Below are 15,965 nucleotides of genomic sequence, written 5' to 3'. Positions count from 1 at the left end.
GACCTTAAAGAATAAAGGAATGATTTGATATGATGATCTTAATCTCTTCTATAATTGCGGTATGTATGGCGGTAGCCGTCATGTTTATTCGCATTAAGTCATCTGCAAAACCTGCAACGGCGAAAAAAATTATTTTACCTCCTATTTTCATGAGCACTGGCGCACTGATGTTTTTTGTTCCTATGTTTCGGGTAACTGGAGCTGAATTTCTAGAAGCGATCACAGTGGGGATGTTTTTCTCCATATTTTTAATCAAAACATCGAAGTTTGAAATCAGGGGCAATGACATCTACTTAAAACGGTCAAAAGCATTCGTGTTCATTCTCATTGGACTTCTTGTCCTTCGTATCGGGATGAAGACCATCCTAAGTTCTTCTATTGATTATGGTTCATTAAGTGGTATGTTTTGGATTCTTGCCTTTGGCATGATCGTGCCTTGGCGGGTTGCCATGTATTTGTCGTTTAGAAAGCTGTCTAAACAATTAGATCCGCAGCAGATTCAAATGAATTAAACCTCCTTTTAATAAAGGAGGTTATTTTAATAACGATTCATATGGCGAGTGATCAATGTTTTTTTCTTGAAGGCGCTTCAATAAAAACTTATGATCCCGCTTTGGTGTAGCCATAATGTAGCCGCGAATGATTAAGTCTAAATTAATGCTGGCAGCCTGTTCTTTTAATGCCAGCTCACCAATTTTACCCGCAATTTTTTCTTTGGCAACATCTCTAAACAGCTCTGGAACAGGTAATACGAGTTCATTTAACAGCTGTTTGTCCTCATCCCGCCATAGGTGAAGGCTCTTTTGAATATATTCATCCTGCCAATCAAGCTCTGATTTCCCATCTTCCTTTGGCAATCGTTTTAAAAATTTGCGAAACATAAAAAAGCCACCGATTGCGAGTAATCCGATCATCACTGTACCCCAAAATAAAATGAACCACAAAAACCAGCCGCTTAACATGTTCTCACTCCTTATACCCCTTATCTCTCTATTTTATATTACATGAAGAGAGGATAGAAGAAAATAACAAAAATGTATGTCTATTATCTCTATAAACGCCCTTTTTCATTGATAGCCGCCCATTTACTAGAATGACCCAATCCGATTAGTAGAAAAAGAATACATTATTGTATAGCGACTCTACTATTTGGCCATGGTGGTTCGCAAAAGGTATTGACTTGAAACGAACGGGAAGAGAGCCCACCTATATGAAGGTGGGCTCTTAATGTTTGAAGTGCGGGATTTGAAAGGAAAATGCACCGCTTGGATGGTCGGAACATTTTTTAATTTTTATCGATATGATTTGGTTTTCATAATCTGTTGCAATGTCTTTGTCGTTTAAATAAAAAGGGAGCATCACGCTTTTTTCAACTGGCTGTTCGCCTTCAACTTTTGGCTTTTGTACTGTGTAAGTCAACGTCAGCTCATGTCCTGCGAAGGTCAGCTTTACATCAGTGATCGATAAAATGGAGACATCGATTTCGATAATATAATCACGGCTTGTTTCATAAAGATCAATTGGGAGGTGTTCATCATACCAGGCAAATGGATCATCCATTAAAACATTGAGCCAATCATCTATTTCAAGAAAATCAGAGGAATTCGATTGCTTTTCATTCTCCATAAACACTCCTCCATCACATCTCATAATAAATCATATGATGAAAATGGAAATGTGTGAAAGACCTAAAACATCCCGTGTGGTCACGGGATGAGAGGGGAATGATTACATATCATGATGAGAATTGTGCTTTTGTCTTGTATGGTTGCGGTTTTTCACTTTTTTACTGCCTGATAACGGCTCAGGCTGACCGCCTTGATGCTCCTTAGGAGAGTTTTGACGGATGTCTTTCCCTGTGTTTTTATTCGTCATGATGTTTGGCTCCTTTTTATTGATTCTTTTTGCGTTTTTTATTGTTTTGTCTTTGTTCTTCTGTTAAAACGAGTTGATCATCTTCCGTATAGCCTGCGCCATTACCTTGGCTTTTGGCTGCGTTCATGCCGTCAATGACATGATTTGCTTTGCGTTTTGTCATGTTCTTTCACCTCATTTATAGTATGAACCCGATGCGCTTCGTTTATGAAGAGTAATCATTTCCTAATGATAAGTTAAACTTATTGAATTTAATAAAAGCATTGTTATTTACTTATGTATGAATTTGTTTTAAGATGAAATTGTGAGAAAATTGTGGTGAAATACGACGATTTTTCTGAGAATTGAAATTGATCTTGATCATCAAAAGGGGGATTTTGGACATGTCGAAACAGCAGCAAGTCGCTAAACAAGACGCTTTTCAATCTAGAAAAACGTTTTCGACAAATGGGAAAACGTATCACTATTATTCGTTAGAAGCACTAGAGAAACAAGGAATTGGAAATGTTTCTAAGCTGCCTTATTCCATTAAGGTACTTTTAGAATCAGTGCTTCGCCAAGTAGACGGTAGAGTGATCAAGAAGGAACACGTTGAGAACTTGGCAAAATGGGGAACTGCCGAGGTAAAAGAAATTGATGTTCCATTTAAACCTTCTCGTGTTATTTTACAAGACTTCACGGGTGTACCAGCCGTCGTTGACCTTGCTTCTTTAAGAAAAGCAATGGCAGATGTGGGCGGGGATCCGGATAAAATTAACCCTGAAATTCCAGTTGACCTTGTTATTGACCACTCAGTACAGGTTGATAAAGCTGGAACTGAAGATGCATTAAACATTAACATGGATTTAGAATTCGAACGTAACGCAGAGCGTTATAACTTCCTTAGCTGGGCAAAGAAAGCGTTTAACAACTACCAAGCTGTTCCGCCTGCAACAGGAATTGTTCACCAAGTGAACTTAGAGTATCTTGCAAGTGTTGTTCATGCAATTGAAGAAGATGGCGAGATCATTACTTACCCAGATACATTAGTTGGAACTGACTCTCATACAACGATGATTAACGGTATCGGTGTACTTGGATGGGGCGTTGGCGGTATTGAAGCGGAAGCTGGTATGCTTGGTCAGCCTTCATACTTCCCAGTACCAGAAGTTATTGGTGCTAAATTAGTTGGAGAGCTTCCAAACGGAACGACTGCAACTGACCTTGCATTAAAAGTCACACAAGTCCTTCGTGAAAAAGGCGTAGTAAACAAGTTCGTTGAGTTCTTCGGACCTGGTGTTGCCCAATTGCCATTGGCAGATCGTGCAACAATTGCGAACATGGCGCCAGAATACGGTGCTACTTGTGGATTCTTCCCAGTAGATGAAGAAGCGCTTGCTTACCTTCGCCTTACTGGACGTGATGAAGAGCAAATTAATATCGTTGAAGAATATTCTCGTGCAAATGGCTTATTCTATACGCCAGATGCAGAAGAACCAATTTTTACTGATGTTGTGGAAATTGATCTTTCTAAAATTGAGTCAAACTTATCTGGTCCTAAACGTCCACAAGATTTGATTCCACTTTCTCAAATGAAAGAGACGTTCCATAAACACATCGAAAGCCCAGCTGGTAACCAAGGGTTTGGCTTAGATAAATCAGAGCTTGATAAACAAATCGAATTTGATCTTGCAAACGGTGAAAAAGCTGTGATGAAGACAGGTGCGATTGCGATTGCAGCGATTACGAGCTGTACGAATACATCGAACCCATACGTGTTAATCGGAGCAGGTCTTGTTGCGAAGAAAGCAAGTGAGCTCGGTATGAAAGTGCCAAACTACGTGAAAACGTCACTAGCGCCGGGTTCTAAAGTTGTAACAGGATACCTTGTGAATTCAGGACTTCTTCCATATTTAAGAGACCTCGGTTTTAACATTGTAGGGTATGGCTGTACAACTTGTATCGGAAACTCAGGACCGCTTGAGAAAGAAATTGAAGATGCTGTCTCTGAAAATGATCTGCTGATCACTTCTGTTTTATCAGGTAACCGTAACTTTGAAGGTCGTATCCATCCACTTGTGAAAGGGAACTACCTTGCATCTCCACCATTAGTTGTGGCTTATGCACTTGCAGGTACGGTGAATATTGATTTAACAAAAGATCCTATCGGTGTCGATAAAAATGGCGAAAACGTTTATTTCAATGACATTTGGCCATCAATGGACGAAATCAACAGCGTCGTTAAAAGCACTGTCACACCTGAGCTATTCCGTTCAGAGTATGAAACTGTTTTTGACAACAATGACCGCTGGAATGAAATTAAAACGACGGATGATGCATTGTACAAATGGGATGAAAATTCCACATACATTGATAACCCGCCATTCTTTGAAAACCTATCAGTTGAACCTGGTAAAGTTGAACCGCTTAAAGGCTTGCGCGTAGTTGCGAAGTTCGGTGACTCTGTCACAACTGACCATATTTCTCCTGCTGGAGCGATTGGTAAGGACACACCGGCGGGCAAATACTTGCAAGAAAGAGGCGTGTCGCCTAGAGACTTTAACTCATATGGATCTCGCCGTGGTAACCACCATGTCATGATGAGAGGTACTTTTGCAAACATCCGTATTAAGAACCAAATTGCACCAGGAACAGAAGGCGGCTATACAACTTACTGGCCAACTGGTGAAGTGACATCCATTTATGATGCATGCATGCGCTATAAAGAAGATGGAACAGGTCTTGCGATCTTAGCAGGTAAAGACTACGGAATGGGTTCTTCACGTGACTGGGCTGCAAAAGGAACAAACCTTCTTGGAATTAAATTTGTTCTAGCTGAAAGCTTTGAGCGTATCCACAGAAGTAACCTTGTCTTCATGGGCGTACTTCCTTTGCAGTTTAAAGACGGAGAAAGTGCAGAAACTCATGGTTTAACAGGAACAGAAACATTTGAAGTTCATGTTGACGAAACAGTTCGTCCGCGTGATCTCGTCACTGTGAAAGCAATTGACACAGATGGCAACGAGAAAACATTTGAAGTGGTCGTTCGCTTTGACAGTGAAGTTGAAATTGACTACTATCGTCATGGCGGTATCCTTCAAATGGTACTTCGCGAAAAATTGGCAAGCAACTAATACAGCAAAGAAGAGAAGGCGATTCAACAGCTTTCTCTTCTTTTTTAAAATAGTGGAGGATCAATCATGTGGAAAAAAGGAATGGCAAGCGCTGTTTTACTTGTGTTGATTGGTTTACTTGCATGGAATTTATTTGGGCCAAAAGAGCCCGCAATCGGTCTTGAAAAAGGAGATCAAGCCCCTGATTTCGAACTAAAAACCCTTGACGGCAAAACCGCCTCGTTATCTGATTACCGAGGGAAAAAGGTGCTCGTCAATTTCTGGGCGACATGGTGTAAGCCGTGCAGGACAGAAATGCCGGATCTAGACGCAATCAGGAGCGAAAATGACGAAGTTGAAGTACTAGCGGTGAATTTGACGACCACTGAAAAGAGTGTGGATCATGTGGCAGCATTCACAAAAGAATTAAAGCTGAGCTTTCCTGTTTTATTGGACCAAAAAGGCATTCAAGCAAGATATCAGGTGCTTTCATACCCAACGACCTACATATTAGATGAAAAAGGACGCATCATGTCTGTGAAGCATCAAATGCTGACTAAAAAAGAAATTGAAAAAGAGCTGGATCTATAATTGATTCAGCTCTTTTTGCTTATTTTCCAAATGTTTTGGCGAAAATGTAATCATACATATATGGAGGTGAGTGGAATGAGAAGAAGAAAACGACGCACATTTGAAGAGCTTGTGCTTGAAAATAAAAAAGAATTATTAAGCAATGAGGAATTTTTAAACCAGCTCGAAGAAAAGTTGGAAGAACGATTTAGACAAAAATAAGTCATGAATTATCCGTTTTCGTTCATCCTAAAGAAGAGGGAGGGATGAATAATGGGTAGAGAGCATGATAAACAAGCGCAGTTTACACCAGACCATTTAGGGACAAAACCTGTAGCATACAAACGGAATAAAGGTAAAAAGATGCATAATAAATCAAATGAACAGCCTGATGTGATACAGACGAAGGGCGAATAAGGAGGGGAATCATCATGAATAACGAGTCATATCAATCCAATCCAGATGATCGTTCTGATAATGTTGAAAAGCTGCAAGATATGATCGAGAACACACTTGACAATATCGATGAATCTGAAGCAGCGATGTCCGTTTCGACAGAGACAGAAAAGCAAATGATCAAACAAAAAAACGAAAACCGCAAAATGAGTATTGACGCGATGCGTTCTGAGATCAAGGACGAAGAAGCAGCAAGAAAGAATGGCTATACCGAATAAACCAGGGATTCCTGGTTTATTTTATTGCCTCTTTTTAGAAGAACCATTTGGAATGTGGTAAAATGGCAGAGACAGACCTTAGGTTTTGATAGGAGAGCGATGAAAACGTGTATGTATCCAAAAAAGAAATAGAAGTCCGTTATGCAGAAACAGATCAAATGGGCATCGTATATCATGCCAATTATTTAATCTGGATGGAAGTCGGCAGAACAGCATTGATTAAAGAATTAGGGTTTTCCTATGCGCAACTAGAAGCAGACGGTGCTCTTGCACCTGTTATAGACTTGCAGGTTCAATATAAAAAACCATTGCTGTATGGTGAAACAGCAACCGTTCATACATGGATTGAAGAATATAATGGTGTCAAAACGGTGTATGGCTATGAAATTCAAAAACCTGATGGACAAACAGCGATTACAGGGACAACCTCGCATATTTGTGTAGATAAAGACACCTTTAGACCTATTCAATTTAGAAAAGCCTTTCCTGCTTGGCATAAAGTATATGAACAGTCGAAGAAGCAGGTTTAATTTATGGCTTTTGGTATTAAACGAAGCGATTTAAACGCTTGGAAAACAGCTGTCCAGGAAGGAAAAGTTGCTTTTTTAACACACTACTGGCTCGATGACCGTTTTCCAAATGCCAATACCGTCACAAAAGCAGCCTGTCAGGATATGAAGCGGTTAGTTGAGTGGGGAGAAAGACATGGACTAAAAAAAGAATGGATTCATGACCGGGAAGGGTTTCCTCATTTTGACTTGATCGGTGAGCCGCAAAAAAGAATTCTGCAAAAGGAACGGTCTTTAGGAAACATTCAAGAGTATGGGCTGTATATTGAGGTTTAAAACAAAAAAGATACCCGAGGGATGAGGTATCTTTTTTGTTTATTCATAATGAAATTCTGGTTCTTTCACGGACTCGTTATAATCAATATGCAGATCATGGTTGTCAAAGTACCAAATATCACTTTCCTCAATAAAGAAAGTAATACCTTCTATTTCAGCAGTTGCGCCGGCATTTTGAGGTTCATCTTTTGCGACGCCGAGAGAAAAGCCTTTTTGAACATTACTGCACCCGCCATATCTCACAAAAAAGCGAACTTGATCACCTTTTTCTAAATCTAATTCATCCTTGTACCAATTGAGTGCATCTTCTGTTATTGTTAATTTCAATGTGATCGCCCCTTTTTGAAGTCATGCTGTTTTTTAAAATGCAGGATGCAAAAACAGCTTTTCTTTACTTTTACCACATATTTAAATGAATGAAACGGCTAGAGCCATTTGATTTTAGGTTCAGTTTTGTTGAGAATTCGTTTGAGGTTGGCGATGTGTCTGTAAATCACAAAGCCAGCAAGAACGGCAACAACAATGATTAAGAATAGGTCTTTGGTGAATATGCTGTAAATGAATGTATAGATACCGGTCAGCATAGATGATAGTGAAACATATTTACTAATGTATAAAAATAAGAAAAAAGCAGCGATCATCGTGATAAATAGGAATGGGGCATAAAATAGCAGCACACCGCCTGATGTAGCGACTGCCTTTCCCCCTTTAAATTTTGCAAAGACAGGAAAGCTGTGACCGATAACAGCAGCAACTCCTGCTAATAAGGGATGGATGTCCAGCTGCATGAAAAACGGTAAAGCTGAAGCAAGCGTCCCTTTTAGGATATCAGCAGTAATCACAATAGATCCTGCTTTTACGCCAAGTGTACGAAATGCATTCGTCGCACCTAGGTTTCCGCTGCCGTGTTCACGAATATCGATTCCCTTTGCAGCTTTCCCGACAATGAGACCGGATGGAATACTGCCGAGAAGATAAGCCAAAATAAACATCAAAGCAATTAACATCTGCATAACTCCTTTATATTCTCCCTCTTGTCTTACATTTTAACATGATCTTGTGAAAAACATGGGGAACTTTTTTTGAAAAAATCGAAAGCAGATGGATTCAGCTTTGTTTTTAAGCGTAAATTCGCTAAAATAGAGGAAAAGGGAGTGTCTGGATGAACAATCCTACGAAAGAAGAAATTGGCCGTATATTAAAGAGCAGTAAACGAATTGCTGTTGTTGGATTATCAGATCAACCGCACCGGACGTCTTATATGGTGTCTAAAGCGATGCAGGATGCCGGTTATGAAATCATCCCAGTGAATCCAACAATCGATGAAGCACTCGGTGTGAAAGCAGTCGCTTCTTTAAAAGACATAAAAGAGCCTGTTGATATCGTCAATGTCTTTAGACGTTCAGAGTTTTTGCCAGAGGTGGCAGAAGAGTTTCTCCAAATAGACGCACCTGTTTTTTGGGCGCAGCAAGGCATATATCACGATGAAGCGAAAAGCCTGATTGAGGAAAATGGCAAGGTCGCCATCATGGATTTATGTATCAAGGTGGCTCATGCGATGACAAAAACTCATTAATTCGTCAAAAATCCTTGGTTTTTCAAGGATTTTTGCTTTTTTGTTGCAGAAATATATTTGCGATTCTAGAAGAAAGCGATAAAATAAGGCGACAGGGACATATCGGCGGCCTTGCATATCGAGAAAAAGAGCGATAAGATAAAAATAGAACATTTGTTCTGTTTTGCTAAAACCATCATATGATTGCATTTGGCTTATGAAACAGTCTTGTTTATAATGGACTTCTAGTTCTGATTGCAGAATGTAGAATGATTCTCATAGCTGTGCAAAAGAGCATGTATTGGTGAATCCACATGCATGGTGATGATGCAGCTTATTAAAGTGGACAGTAATGAGCAGCATGATCATCATTAAAATCTAGAGAGATCATTTGATGATTAGCCGGTTATGTTTGTTAGTGAAAGGGGATTAAGCATTTGGTTAAAAAGCAGCAAGTAGATTATAACGATGATTCTATTCAGGTGCTAGAGGGGCTTGAAGCGGTCCGTAAACGTCCAGGGATGTATATTGGATCTACGGATTCACGCGGTCTTCATCACCTTGTCTATGAGATTGTAGACAACTCTGTCGATGAAGTGCTCGCTGGCCATGGAGATCATATCATTGTCAAAATACATAAAGATAACAGCATTTCCGTCCAAGATAAAGGTCGGGGAATGCCTACTGGTATGCATAAGCTTGGAAAACCGACACCTGAGATCATTTTAACGGTCCTGCACGCAGGCGGAAAATTTGGTCAAGGTGGATATAAAACAAGTGGTGGACTTCACGGAGTTGGGGCATCGGTTGTGAACGCGCTGTCAGAATGGCTTACTGTCACGATTGAACGGGACGGATTTATTTATCATCAGCGCTTTGAAAACGGCGGTAAACCTGTCACATCACTTGAAAAAGTCGGAAAATCGAAAAAAACGGGAACACTGATTCATTTTAAGCCGGACCCAACCATGTTCAGTGTTACGACCTATAATTTCGATACATTATCAGAGCGTTTAAGAGAATCTGCCTTTTTATTAAAAGGGTTAAAAATAGAGCTGATTGATGAACGGCATGATGTACAAGAGACGTTTTATTATGAGACAGGCATTGAAGCCTTTGTCGCTTATCTAAATGAAGAAAAAGATGTTCTAAGTGAAGTCGTCTCATTTGAAGGAGAGCATCAGTCCATTGAAGTAGATTTTGCTTTTCAATTTAACGATGGCTACTCGGAGAATATCCTTTCCTTCGTCAATAACGTCAGAACAAAAGATGGCGGAACACATGAGTCTGGTGCCAAAACGGCCATGACGAGAGCCTTTAACGAATATGCACGCAAAGTGGCCCTTTTAAAAGAAAAAGACAAAAATTTAGAAGGCACTGATATTCGCGAAGGACTATCTGCTATTATTTCTGTCAGAATTCCTGAAGAGCTGCTTCAATTCGAAGGGCAGACAAAAGGAAAGCTTGGGACAAGTGAGGCTCGTTCAGCTGTTGATGCTGTTATTTCTGAAAAGCTTGCGTATTTCCTTGAAGAAAACCGGGAAACAGCCACTCTTCTTGTGAAAAAAGCGATTAAAGCGCAGCAGGCAAGAGAGGCTGCTAGAAAAGCCCGTGAAGAAGCGAGGAGCGGCAAGAAGCGGAAAAAGTCAGAAGCAACGCTGAGCGGAAAATTAACACCAGCCCAATCTAGAAACCCAGCAAGAAACGAACTATATCTAGTAGAGGGTGACTCAGCGGGCGGGTCAGCAAAACAGGGACGTGACCGTAAATTCCAAGCGGTTCTGCCACTGCGCGGAAAGGTCATCAATACTGAAAAAGCAAAGCTTGCTGATATTTTCAAAAACGAAGAAATCAACACCATTATTCATGCAATTGGTGGAGGCGTCGGTGTCGATTTTAATGTGGAAGACATCAATTATGACAAAATCGTCATCATGACAGATGCGGATACGGATGGAGCGCATATTCAAGTGCTTCTCTTAACATTCTTCTACCGCTATATGAAGCCGCTGATTGAGCATGGCAAAGTGTTTATTGCACTCCCGCCTTTATATAAAGTCAGCAAAGGCTCAGGGAAAAAAGAAATTATTGAGTACGCATGGTCTGATGAAGAAATGGATGACGTATTGAAGAAAGTTGGAAAAGGGTACACGATTCAGCGCTACAAAGGGTTAGGTGAAATGAATGCCGACCAGCTATGGGAAACGACAATGAATCCAGAATCGAGAACACTTGTCAGGGTCAAAATTGATGATGCTGCACGTGTGGAACGCCGCGTCACAACTTTAATGGGTGACAAAGTAGAACCACGCCGTAAATGGATTGAAAAGAATGTCGCCTTTGGACTTGATGAGGAAAGCAACATTCTTGAAAATGAAAACTTGTCGCTAGCTGAGGAGGTTTAAACATGGCACAACAAGAACGATTTCATGATTTACCATTAGAAGAAGTAATCGGCGACCGGTTTGGGCGCTATAGTAAATATATTATCCAAGACCGTGCGCTTCCAGATGCACGTGATGGTCTAAAACCTGTACAACGAAGAATTTTATATGCGATGTACGCAGAAGGAAATACGCAAGATAAAAACTTCCGTAAAGCCGCTAAAACAGTCGGTAACGTGATTGGTAACTATCACCCACACGGAGACTCATCTGTTTATGAAGCGATGGTAAGAATGAGTCAGGAGTGGAAAGTACGAAATGTGCTGATTGAAATGCACGGAAATAACGGGAGTATTGATGGAGATCCGCCTGCTGCCATGCGTTATACGGAAGCAAGGCTGTCTGCTATTGCCTCAGAGCTTTTAAAGGACCTAGACAAGGAAACGGTCGAATTTGTTGCAAACTTTGATGATACAAGCAAAGAGCCAGTTGTATTACCAGCGATGTTCCCAAACCTTCTCGTGAATGGATCAACAGGGATTTCAGCTGGGTATGCGACAGATATCCCGCCGCATCACTTGGGAGAAGTCATTGATGGCGTTATTAAACGAATCGAACAGCCGCATTGTACGGTTGAGGATTTAATGACGGTCATCAAAGGGCCAGATTTCCCAACAGGCGGTATCATTCAAGGTGTAGACGGTATTAAGAAGGCGTATGAAACAGGAAAAGGGAAGATCATGATTCGCGGCAAAGCGGAGATTGAAACCATCCGCGGCGGACGCCAGCAAATCGTGATCACAGAAATTCCTTACGAAGTGAATAAAGCCAACCTTGTCAAAAAGATGGACGAGTTCCGAATTGAGAGAAAAGTAGAAGGTATTTCAGAGGTCCGAGATGAAACAGACCGTACTGGGCTTCGAATCGTAGTAGAGCTGAAAAAAGAAGCAGATGCAAATGGTGTGCTGAATTTCTTATATAAAAACTCAGATCTGCAAATCCCATATAACTTTAATATGGTAGCGATACATAACCGAAGACCGACCTTAATGACGCTGACAACTGTACTTGATGCATATATTGCCCATCAAAAAGAAGTGGTGACGAACCGCTCAGCGTACGAGCTTCGAAAAGCGAAGGAACGCCACCATATTGTCGACGGCTTAATTAAGGCACTTTCCATCTTAGATGAAGTCATTGCCACAATCCGTTCCTCTAATGATAAGCGAGATGCAAAGAACAACTTGATGGCGAAATATGACTTTACAGAAGCACAATCAGAAGCGATTGTTTCACTCCAGTTATATCGTTTAACGAATACAGATATTACGCAATTAAGAGACGAAGCAAGAGAGCTTGATGTGCGCATCGCAGAGCTTGAAGACATTTTAGCGAACGAGAAAAAGCTGCTGAAGGTCATTACAAACAGCCTGAAAAAGCTCAAAAAGACATATGCTGATGAGAGAAGATCCGTCATTGAGGAAAAAATCGAAGAAATTAAGATTAACCTTGAAGTGATGATTGCATCTGAGGATGTTTACGTGACAGTCACGAAGGATGGTTACATCAAACGAACAAGCCAGCGCTCCTATGCTGCCTCTAACGGTAAGGACTTTGGTATGAAGGATACTGACCGTTTGATTCATCAGTTTGAAATGAATACAACGGATGTACTTCTGCTGTTTACGAATAAAGGAAGCTACATTTATTGTCCTGTTCACCAGCTGCCAGATATACGCTGGAAAGACATGGGGCAGCATATTACGAATATCATTTCGATTGATCGCGAGGAATCAATCCAAAAAGCCATTCCAATAAAAGAATTTGATGAAACGTCATATCTTTTATTCTTTACTAAAGGCGGAATGGTGAAGAAAACAGAGCTTCTTCAATATAAAGCGCAGCGTTATTCGAAACCGCTTGTCGCCTTGAATCTAAAAGGTGACGATGAACTCGTAGATGTTCATGTCACATCAGGACAGCAGGAATTGTTTATTGCAACGAAAAATGGTTACGGTTTATGGTTTGATGAAGAAGAAGTAAGTGTTGTTGGACCGAGAGCGGCAGGTGTCAAAGGTATCAACTTGAAGGAAGGGGACGAGGTAGTCTCTGGCCAGATCATTGATCCGAAGAACGATGTCCTTGTGCTCACAACACAAAGAGGGGCAGTAAAGCGAATGAACCTCTCTGAATTTGATAAAACATCAAGAGCGAAACGCGGAGTTCTTATGCTGAGAGAATTAAAGAAAAACCCGCACCGTATTGTAGCTGTGATCGCTGCAGCGCTGCACGATACACTTGAGATAGATACCGAAAAAGGTACAACGATTCCACTTGATATTTCTACTTTAAGAGCAAATGACCGCTATAGCAATGGATCATTTATTGTAGATGAGGAAGAGCAGGGAGAAGTGACTCATGTCCTTCTGACACCTGAACGTGCACCAGATGACAATAAATAAGCAAACGAAAACCCCCTGCGACTGGCAGGGGGTTTCTTTTTATATACAGGTCAATTAGCTCTCGTGGTTGCCAAACATGCTTGTAATAGCGTGCACTACTTCGATTCCTTGGTAGACGAAAAGAGAAAGTGAAGTGACAGAGAATAGACCTAGAATGAAAATTCTTAAGAAAAATAACATCGTGTAAAACCTCCCAATTTTTGTTTTGATTTAGATGGTTGGGTTAAACACGAGCTTGTCGGAAATAAGAAGATTGATAGAACACTGCAAGTAAATGCTTCTTTTTCCGGTCAAATCGATCAGTATGAGTGATGCGTGCAAATCCAGCTGTCATACTGCCAATAATCAGCAGTGCTGTAAATGCGGCAAATACTGCGCTCACATGTTTTTGTTTCTTTTCATCGCCCATTGTCTGGACGATTTTCATTTCATGTGATTCTTGATCGGCAACCACCTTCGCATGATGGTATACCTGAACGGAATGAGGCATTGAGAACAAATGAAAACTTGCAAGTGCTATGCATAAAACACCTAATTTTAATAGCATATTTTTTTTCATTTTTCTCACCCCTTCCTGGTTATTTTCATGATCTTACCACGTTTTCAGTTATTTGAAAAGTCTTATTTTTTTACTTTCCCTCTTTAAAAAAGCGATAAACATCACGACATCTATAGGACTGTTTCACTTCATGAAAGGTTTCAATTTTATTTTTTAAATTTAAAAAAAGTGCCATGATCAAGGATCAGACACTTTTATTGAGCTTGTAATGAATGTGGTTTTGCTACAGCTTTAGTAAAGATTCCTGCAATACATATGGCAAATAGAACAAAGATAAAGGCATGAAGCAGTCCAACTTGATTAGCAAGTAGCCCTAAAATAGGAGGGCCGGAAAGGGAGGCTGTGTAACCTGATAAGGTCACAATACTAACACGTTTGACAGCGTACCGGCTATCATCGCCAGCTGCAGAAATGGTCAGCGGAAAGCCTAAAGATGCGCCAAGTCCCCATAAAAAGATCGATATCATACATACAACAAGTGAAATCTTTAAAATGACTAAGAATAGTCCGGCAGCTGCTGATAAAATGGCCACTCTTAGCAATAACACTCTGCCAAAACGATCAATCAATCGTCCGCTGATCAGTCTGCCGCTAATCATGCCGCATAAAAACAAAGCATAGATGACCGTACTCATGGAATGTGAAACTTGGTAGCCATCCACCATTGCAAGTGGAATCCAATCATTGGCCGAGCCTTCGACAAACGCAAGACATAAGGCAATCATCGCAAGAGATATCGTACGTTTGTTCAGCCATGCTGTTTGAGCAGGCTCAACTGTATCTGACTGCTTCTCATGCTGATCTTTTCCTGTCCCATGCGGGATAAATCGTGTACAAATCAATATGCTGAGGAAGAATAGAAGGGCAATAGCGAGAAGGTGCATCAATACAGAAACCCCTAGATGGATAAAAAGAATACCAGCACCTGCTCCAATTAACGTCCCAATGCTAAAGGAAGCGTGCAATATTGGCAAAATGGTTTTCTTGATGCTGTACTCAATCTCTGTTCCTTCTAAGTTCATCGCTACATTACACATACCAGAGCCTGCTCCAAAAAGAAAAAGACCAGAAGTGACGACAAAGATAGAAGAGAAGGTTGAACCAATGGCAAGGGTAGTAAATCCAAGGAACATCAAAAAAGCACTGATCTCAATCGCCACTCGGCCGCCTTTTTTTCGGACGAATACATTTGAAAGAACAAGCCCAACAATTGAACCAACAGATAAACCGAGTAAAATAAGTCCCATTGTTCCTGTGTTTGCTTGTAATAAATCTCTAACTTCCGGTGTCCGTGAAAACCATGTAGAAATGGAGATTCCAGACATCGTAAAGATCACAATAATTGCTTTATACCACTTTAATTCCATCTAATCCCTCACATTTAAAGATATATATGTTATTGAACAAATCTACTCGATTATAAATGAGACTTGCTGATTCGTAAATAACAGGAGGGAGGAACGTGATGAAAAAATGTTGGCCAAAAGAAATTTCTTTTAGTGAGAGGAGTGAAATTGATGGATACACTGATTAATGAGCATTTTTCAGATGTTTTGACATATTAGAACGTTAAAAAGCATTGATTTGGTAAACACAATCCAACATCGACCGGAGCTATAATGAACGATTGATAGCAAAGCTCATAGCATCTGGCGCTGTTGTGACAAAAAACGTTACTGAGCAATGGTTTATCACTGTGAAATCCTGTGAATATTATCAAAGCATGTTATCAGATGAATTAATAAAAAAATGGATTTTTTCTTTCTTGTCTCAATAAGATAAGTATACTTAGTTTTGAGACAAAGGAAATCCATTTTTAGTTTAACTTCCTAGAATATATATTATGTAAACTAAAAAGAAAATATAAAGGTGAATTTAGATCAATTATTTTATACCCTTCTTTCTTTCTATACATGTTTCCAATGATAATTACGCCTTTTACTTGCTTG

At 40.2% G+C, this 15,965-nt stretch carries 20 protein-coding genes; 11 read left to right on the top strand and 9 right to left on the bottom strand.

The window, feature by feature from the left end; translation table 11 throughout:
• Positions 1-29: 29 nt before the first annotated feature.
• Entirely contained in the window at positions 30-512 is a 483-nt protein-coding gene (locus ACP69X_RS05340; RefSeq protein ID WP_024425136.1) for a CcdC family protein, read from the top strand.
• A 21-nt stretch (positions 513-533) separates the two neighbouring features.
• On the opposite strand, the gene ACP69X_RS05335 is transcribed toward ACP69X_RS05340, so the two are convergent.
• From ACP69X_RS05335 to sspO, 4 genes are all read right to left on the bottom strand, one after another.
• A complete protein-coding gene (locus ACP69X_RS05335) occupies positions 534-962 on the bottom strand; it encodes a DUF2621 domain-containing protein (RefSeq protein ID WP_024427086.1) in 429 nt (142 codons plus the stop codon).
• Positions 963-1,224: 262 nt separating this feature from the next.
• Positions 1,225-1,626, bottom strand: coding sequence for an Hsp20/alpha crystallin family protein (locus ACP69X_RS05330; protein WP_426052499.1), 402 nt, complete (start codon positions 1,624-1,626; stop codon positions 1,225-1,227).
• A 102-nt stretch (positions 1,627-1,728) separates the two neighbouring features.
• Positions 1,729-1,875, bottom strand: coding sequence for a small acid-soluble spore protein P (locus ACP69X_RS05325; protein WP_003211331.1), 147 nt, complete (start codon positions 1,873-1,875; stop codon positions 1,729-1,731).
• Positions 1,876-1,891: 16 nt separating this feature from the next.
• Positions 1,892-2,038, bottom strand: coding sequence for a small acid-soluble spore protein O (gene sspO, locus ACP69X_RS05320; RefSeq protein WP_039178922.1), 147 nt, complete (start codon positions 2,036-2,038; stop codon positions 1,892-1,894).
• Positions 2,039-2,258: 220 nt separating this feature from the next.
• Between sspO and acnA the strand changes: the two genes are divergently transcribed.
• The 7 genes from acnA to ACP69X_RS05285 all read left to right on the top strand — a co-directional run bounded on the left by acnA (position 2,259) and on the right by ACP69X_RS05285 (position 7,056).
• Entirely contained in the window at positions 2,259-4,988 is a 2,730-nt protein-coding gene (acnA, locus tag ACP69X_RS05315) for an aconitate hydratase AcnA (protein WP_039178925.1), read from the top strand.
• 66 nt (positions 4,989-5,054) lie between these two features.
• Positions 5,055-5,558: a TlpA family protein disulfide reductase gene (locus ACP69X_RS05310; protein WP_041085136.1), complete on the top strand. Its 504-nt coding sequence runs from the start codon at positions 5,055-5,057 to the stop codon at positions 5,556-5,558.
• A gap of 75 nt (positions 5,559-5,633) precedes the next feature.
• Positions 5,634-5,759: an FbpB family small basic protein gene (locus ACP69X_RS05305; protein WP_003211002.1), complete on the top strand. Its 126-nt coding sequence runs from the start codon at positions 5,634-5,636 to the stop codon at positions 5,757-5,759.
• A gap of 51 nt (positions 5,760-5,810) precedes the next feature.
• A complete protein-coding gene (locus ACP69X_RS05300) occupies positions 5,811-5,954 on the top strand; it encodes an acid-soluble spore protein N (RefSeq protein WP_008357830.1) in 144 nt (47 codons plus the stop codon).
• A gap of 14 nt (positions 5,955-5,968) precedes the next feature.
• Complete coding sequence (gene tlp, locus ACP69X_RS05295) at positions 5,969-6,211, top strand: small acid-soluble spore protein Tlp (RefSeq protein ID WP_024427090.1); 243 nt, start codon at positions 5,969-5,971, stop codon at positions 6,209-6,211.
• A 107-nt stretch (positions 6,212-6,318) separates the two neighbouring features.
• Positions 6,319-6,741, top strand: a complete 423-nt coding sequence (locus ACP69X_RS05290) for an acyl-CoA thioesterase (RefSeq protein ID WP_024425143.1) — start codon at positions 6,319-6,321, stop codon at positions 6,739-6,741.
• A 3-nt stretch (positions 6,742-6,744) separates the two neighbouring features.
• Positions 6,745-7,056, top strand: coding sequence for a hypothetical protein (locus tag ACP69X_RS05285; protein ID WP_039178934.1), 312 nt, complete (start codon positions 6,745-6,747; stop codon positions 7,054-7,056).
• Positions 7,057-7,095: 39 nt separating this feature from the next.
• On the opposite strand, the gene ACP69X_RS05280 is transcribed toward ACP69X_RS05285, so the two are convergent.
• Both ACP69X_RS05280 and plsY read right to left on the bottom strand, forming a co-directional pair.
• Positions 7,096-7,383: a HesB/YadR/YfhF family protein gene (locus tag ACP69X_RS05280; RefSeq protein ID WP_404460065.1), complete on the bottom strand. Its 288-nt coding sequence runs from the start codon at positions 7,381-7,383 to the stop codon at positions 7,096-7,098.
• Positions 7,384-7,481: 98 nt separating this feature from the next.
• The gene (gene plsY, locus ACP69X_RS05275; protein ID WP_024425146.1) at positions 7,482-8,063 is read right to left on the bottom strand and encodes a glycerol-3-phosphate 1-O-acyltransferase PlsY; all 582 of its coding nucleotides are present in this window, start codon (positions 8,061-8,063) and stop codon (positions 7,482-7,484) included.
• Positions 8,064-8,218: 155 nt separating this feature from the next.
• Here plsY and ACP69X_RS05270 point away from each other — a divergent pair, with 155 nt between their 5' ends.
• From ACP69X_RS05270 to parC, 3 genes are all read left to right on the top strand, one after another.
• Entirely contained in the window at positions 8,219-8,632 is a 414-nt protein-coding gene (locus ACP69X_RS05270) for a CoA-binding protein (RefSeq protein ID WP_269103455.1), read from the top strand.
• A 416-nt stretch (positions 8,633-9,048) separates the two neighbouring features.
• Positions 9,049-11,016 carry a DNA topoisomerase IV subunit B gene (gene parE / locus ACP69X_RS05265; protein WP_039178939.1) on the top strand — a complete coding sequence of 656 codons (1,968 nt, stop codon included), beginning with the start codon at positions 9,049-9,051 and terminating at the stop codon, positions 11,014-11,016.
• 2 nt (positions 11,017-11,018) lie between these two features.
• Positions 11,019-13,457, top strand: a complete 2,439-nt coding sequence (parC, locus tag ACP69X_RS05260) for a DNA topoisomerase IV subunit A (protein WP_041085138.1) — start codon at positions 11,019-11,021, stop codon at positions 13,455-13,457.
• 54 nt (positions 13,458-13,511) lie between these two features.
• Here parC and ACP69X_RS05255 read toward each other — a convergent pair whose 3' ends face one another.
• The 3 genes from ACP69X_RS05255 to ACP69X_RS05245 form a co-directional block, all read right to left on the bottom strand.
• Positions 13,512-13,637, bottom strand: coding sequence for a hypothetical protein (locus tag ACP69X_RS05255; RefSeq protein WP_254966705.1), 126 nt, complete (start codon positions 13,635-13,637; stop codon positions 13,512-13,514).
• A 43-nt stretch (positions 13,638-13,680) separates the two neighbouring features.
• Entirely contained in the window at positions 13,681-14,016 is a 336-nt protein-coding gene (locus ACP69X_RS05250) for a hypothetical protein (RefSeq protein WP_039178946.1), read from the bottom strand.
• Positions 14,017-14,210: 194 nt separating this feature from the next.
• Entirely contained in the window at positions 14,211-15,383 is a 1,173-nt protein-coding gene (locus ACP69X_RS05245) for an MFS transporter (RefSeq protein ID WP_041085139.1), read from the bottom strand.
• Between the last annotated feature and the right edge of the window lie 582 nt (positions 15,384-15,965).

Origin of the sequence: Bacillus sp. DC4300-2b2, from assembly GCF_049895685.1 — a bacterium.
In the GTDB taxonomy this organism is placed as follows: domain Bacteria; phylum Bacillota; class Bacilli; order Bacillales; family Bacillaceae; genus Bacillus; species Bacillus safensis.
Note: the sequence above shows the minus strand (reverse complement) of the source record. Positions and strands in the feature narration are given on the sequence as shown.

Coding starts and splice junctions, on each gene's coding strand:
- ACP69X_RS05340 (WP_024425136.1), top strand. CDS start 30: ATGATGATCTTAATCTCTTCTATAATTGCGGTATGTATGGCGGTAGCC.
- ACP69X_RS05335 (WP_024427086.1), bottom strand. CDS start 962: ATGTTAAGCGGCTGGTTTTTGTGGTTCATTTTATTTTGGGGTACAGTG.
- ACP69X_RS05330 (WP_426052499.1), bottom strand. CDS start 1,626: ATGGAGAATGAAAAGCAATCGAATTCCTCTGATTTTCTTGAAATAGAT.
- ACP69X_RS05325 (WP_003211331.1), bottom strand. CDS start 1,875: ATGACGAATAAAAACACAGGGAAAGACATCCGTCAAAACTCTCCTAAG.
- sspO (WP_039178922.1), bottom strand. CDS start 2,038: ATGACAAAACGCAAAGCAAATCATGTCATTGACGGCATGAACGCAGCC.
- acnA (WP_039178925.1), top strand. CDS start 2,259: ATGTCGAAACAGCAGCAAGTCGCTAAACAAGACGCTTTTCAATCTAGA.
- ACP69X_RS05310 (WP_041085136.1), top strand. CDS start 5,055: ATGTGGAAAAAAGGAATGGCAAGCGCTGTTTTACTTGTGTTGATTGGT.
- ACP69X_RS05305 (WP_003211002.1), top strand. CDS start 5,634: ATGAGAAGAAGAAAACGACGCACATTTGAAGAGCTTGTGCTTGAAAAT.
- ACP69X_RS05300 (WP_008357830.1), top strand. CDS start 5,811: ATGGGTAGAGAGCATGATAAACAAGCGCAGTTTACACCAGACCATTTA.
- tlp (WP_024427090.1), top strand. CDS start 5,969: ATGAATAACGAGTCATATCAATCCAATCCAGATGATCGTTCTGATAAT.
- ACP69X_RS05285 (WP_039178934.1), top strand. CDS start 6,745: ATGGCTTTTGGTATTAAACGAAGCGATTTAAACGCTTGGAAAACAGCT.
- plsY (WP_024425146.1), bottom strand. CDS start 8,063: ATGTTAATTGCTTTGATGTTTATTTTGGCTTATCTTCTCGGCAGTATT.
- ACP69X_RS05270 (WP_269103455.1), top strand. CDS start 8,219: ATGAACAATCCTACGAAAGAAGAAATTGGCCGTATATTAAAGAGCAGT.
- parC (WP_041085138.1), top strand. CDS start 11,019: ATGGCACAACAAGAACGATTTCATGATTTACCATTAGAAGAAGTAATC.
- ACP69X_RS05255 (WP_254966705.1), bottom strand. CDS start 13,637: ATGTTATTTTTCTTAAGAATTTTCATTCTAGGTCTATTCTCTGTCACT.
- ACP69X_RS05250 (WP_039178946.1), bottom strand. CDS start 14,016: ATGAAAAAAAATATGCTATTAAAATTAGGTGTTTTATGCATAGCACTT.
- ACP69X_RS05245 (WP_041085139.1), bottom strand. CDS start 15,383: ATGGAATTAAAGTGGTATAAAGCAATTATTGTGATCTTTACGATGTCT.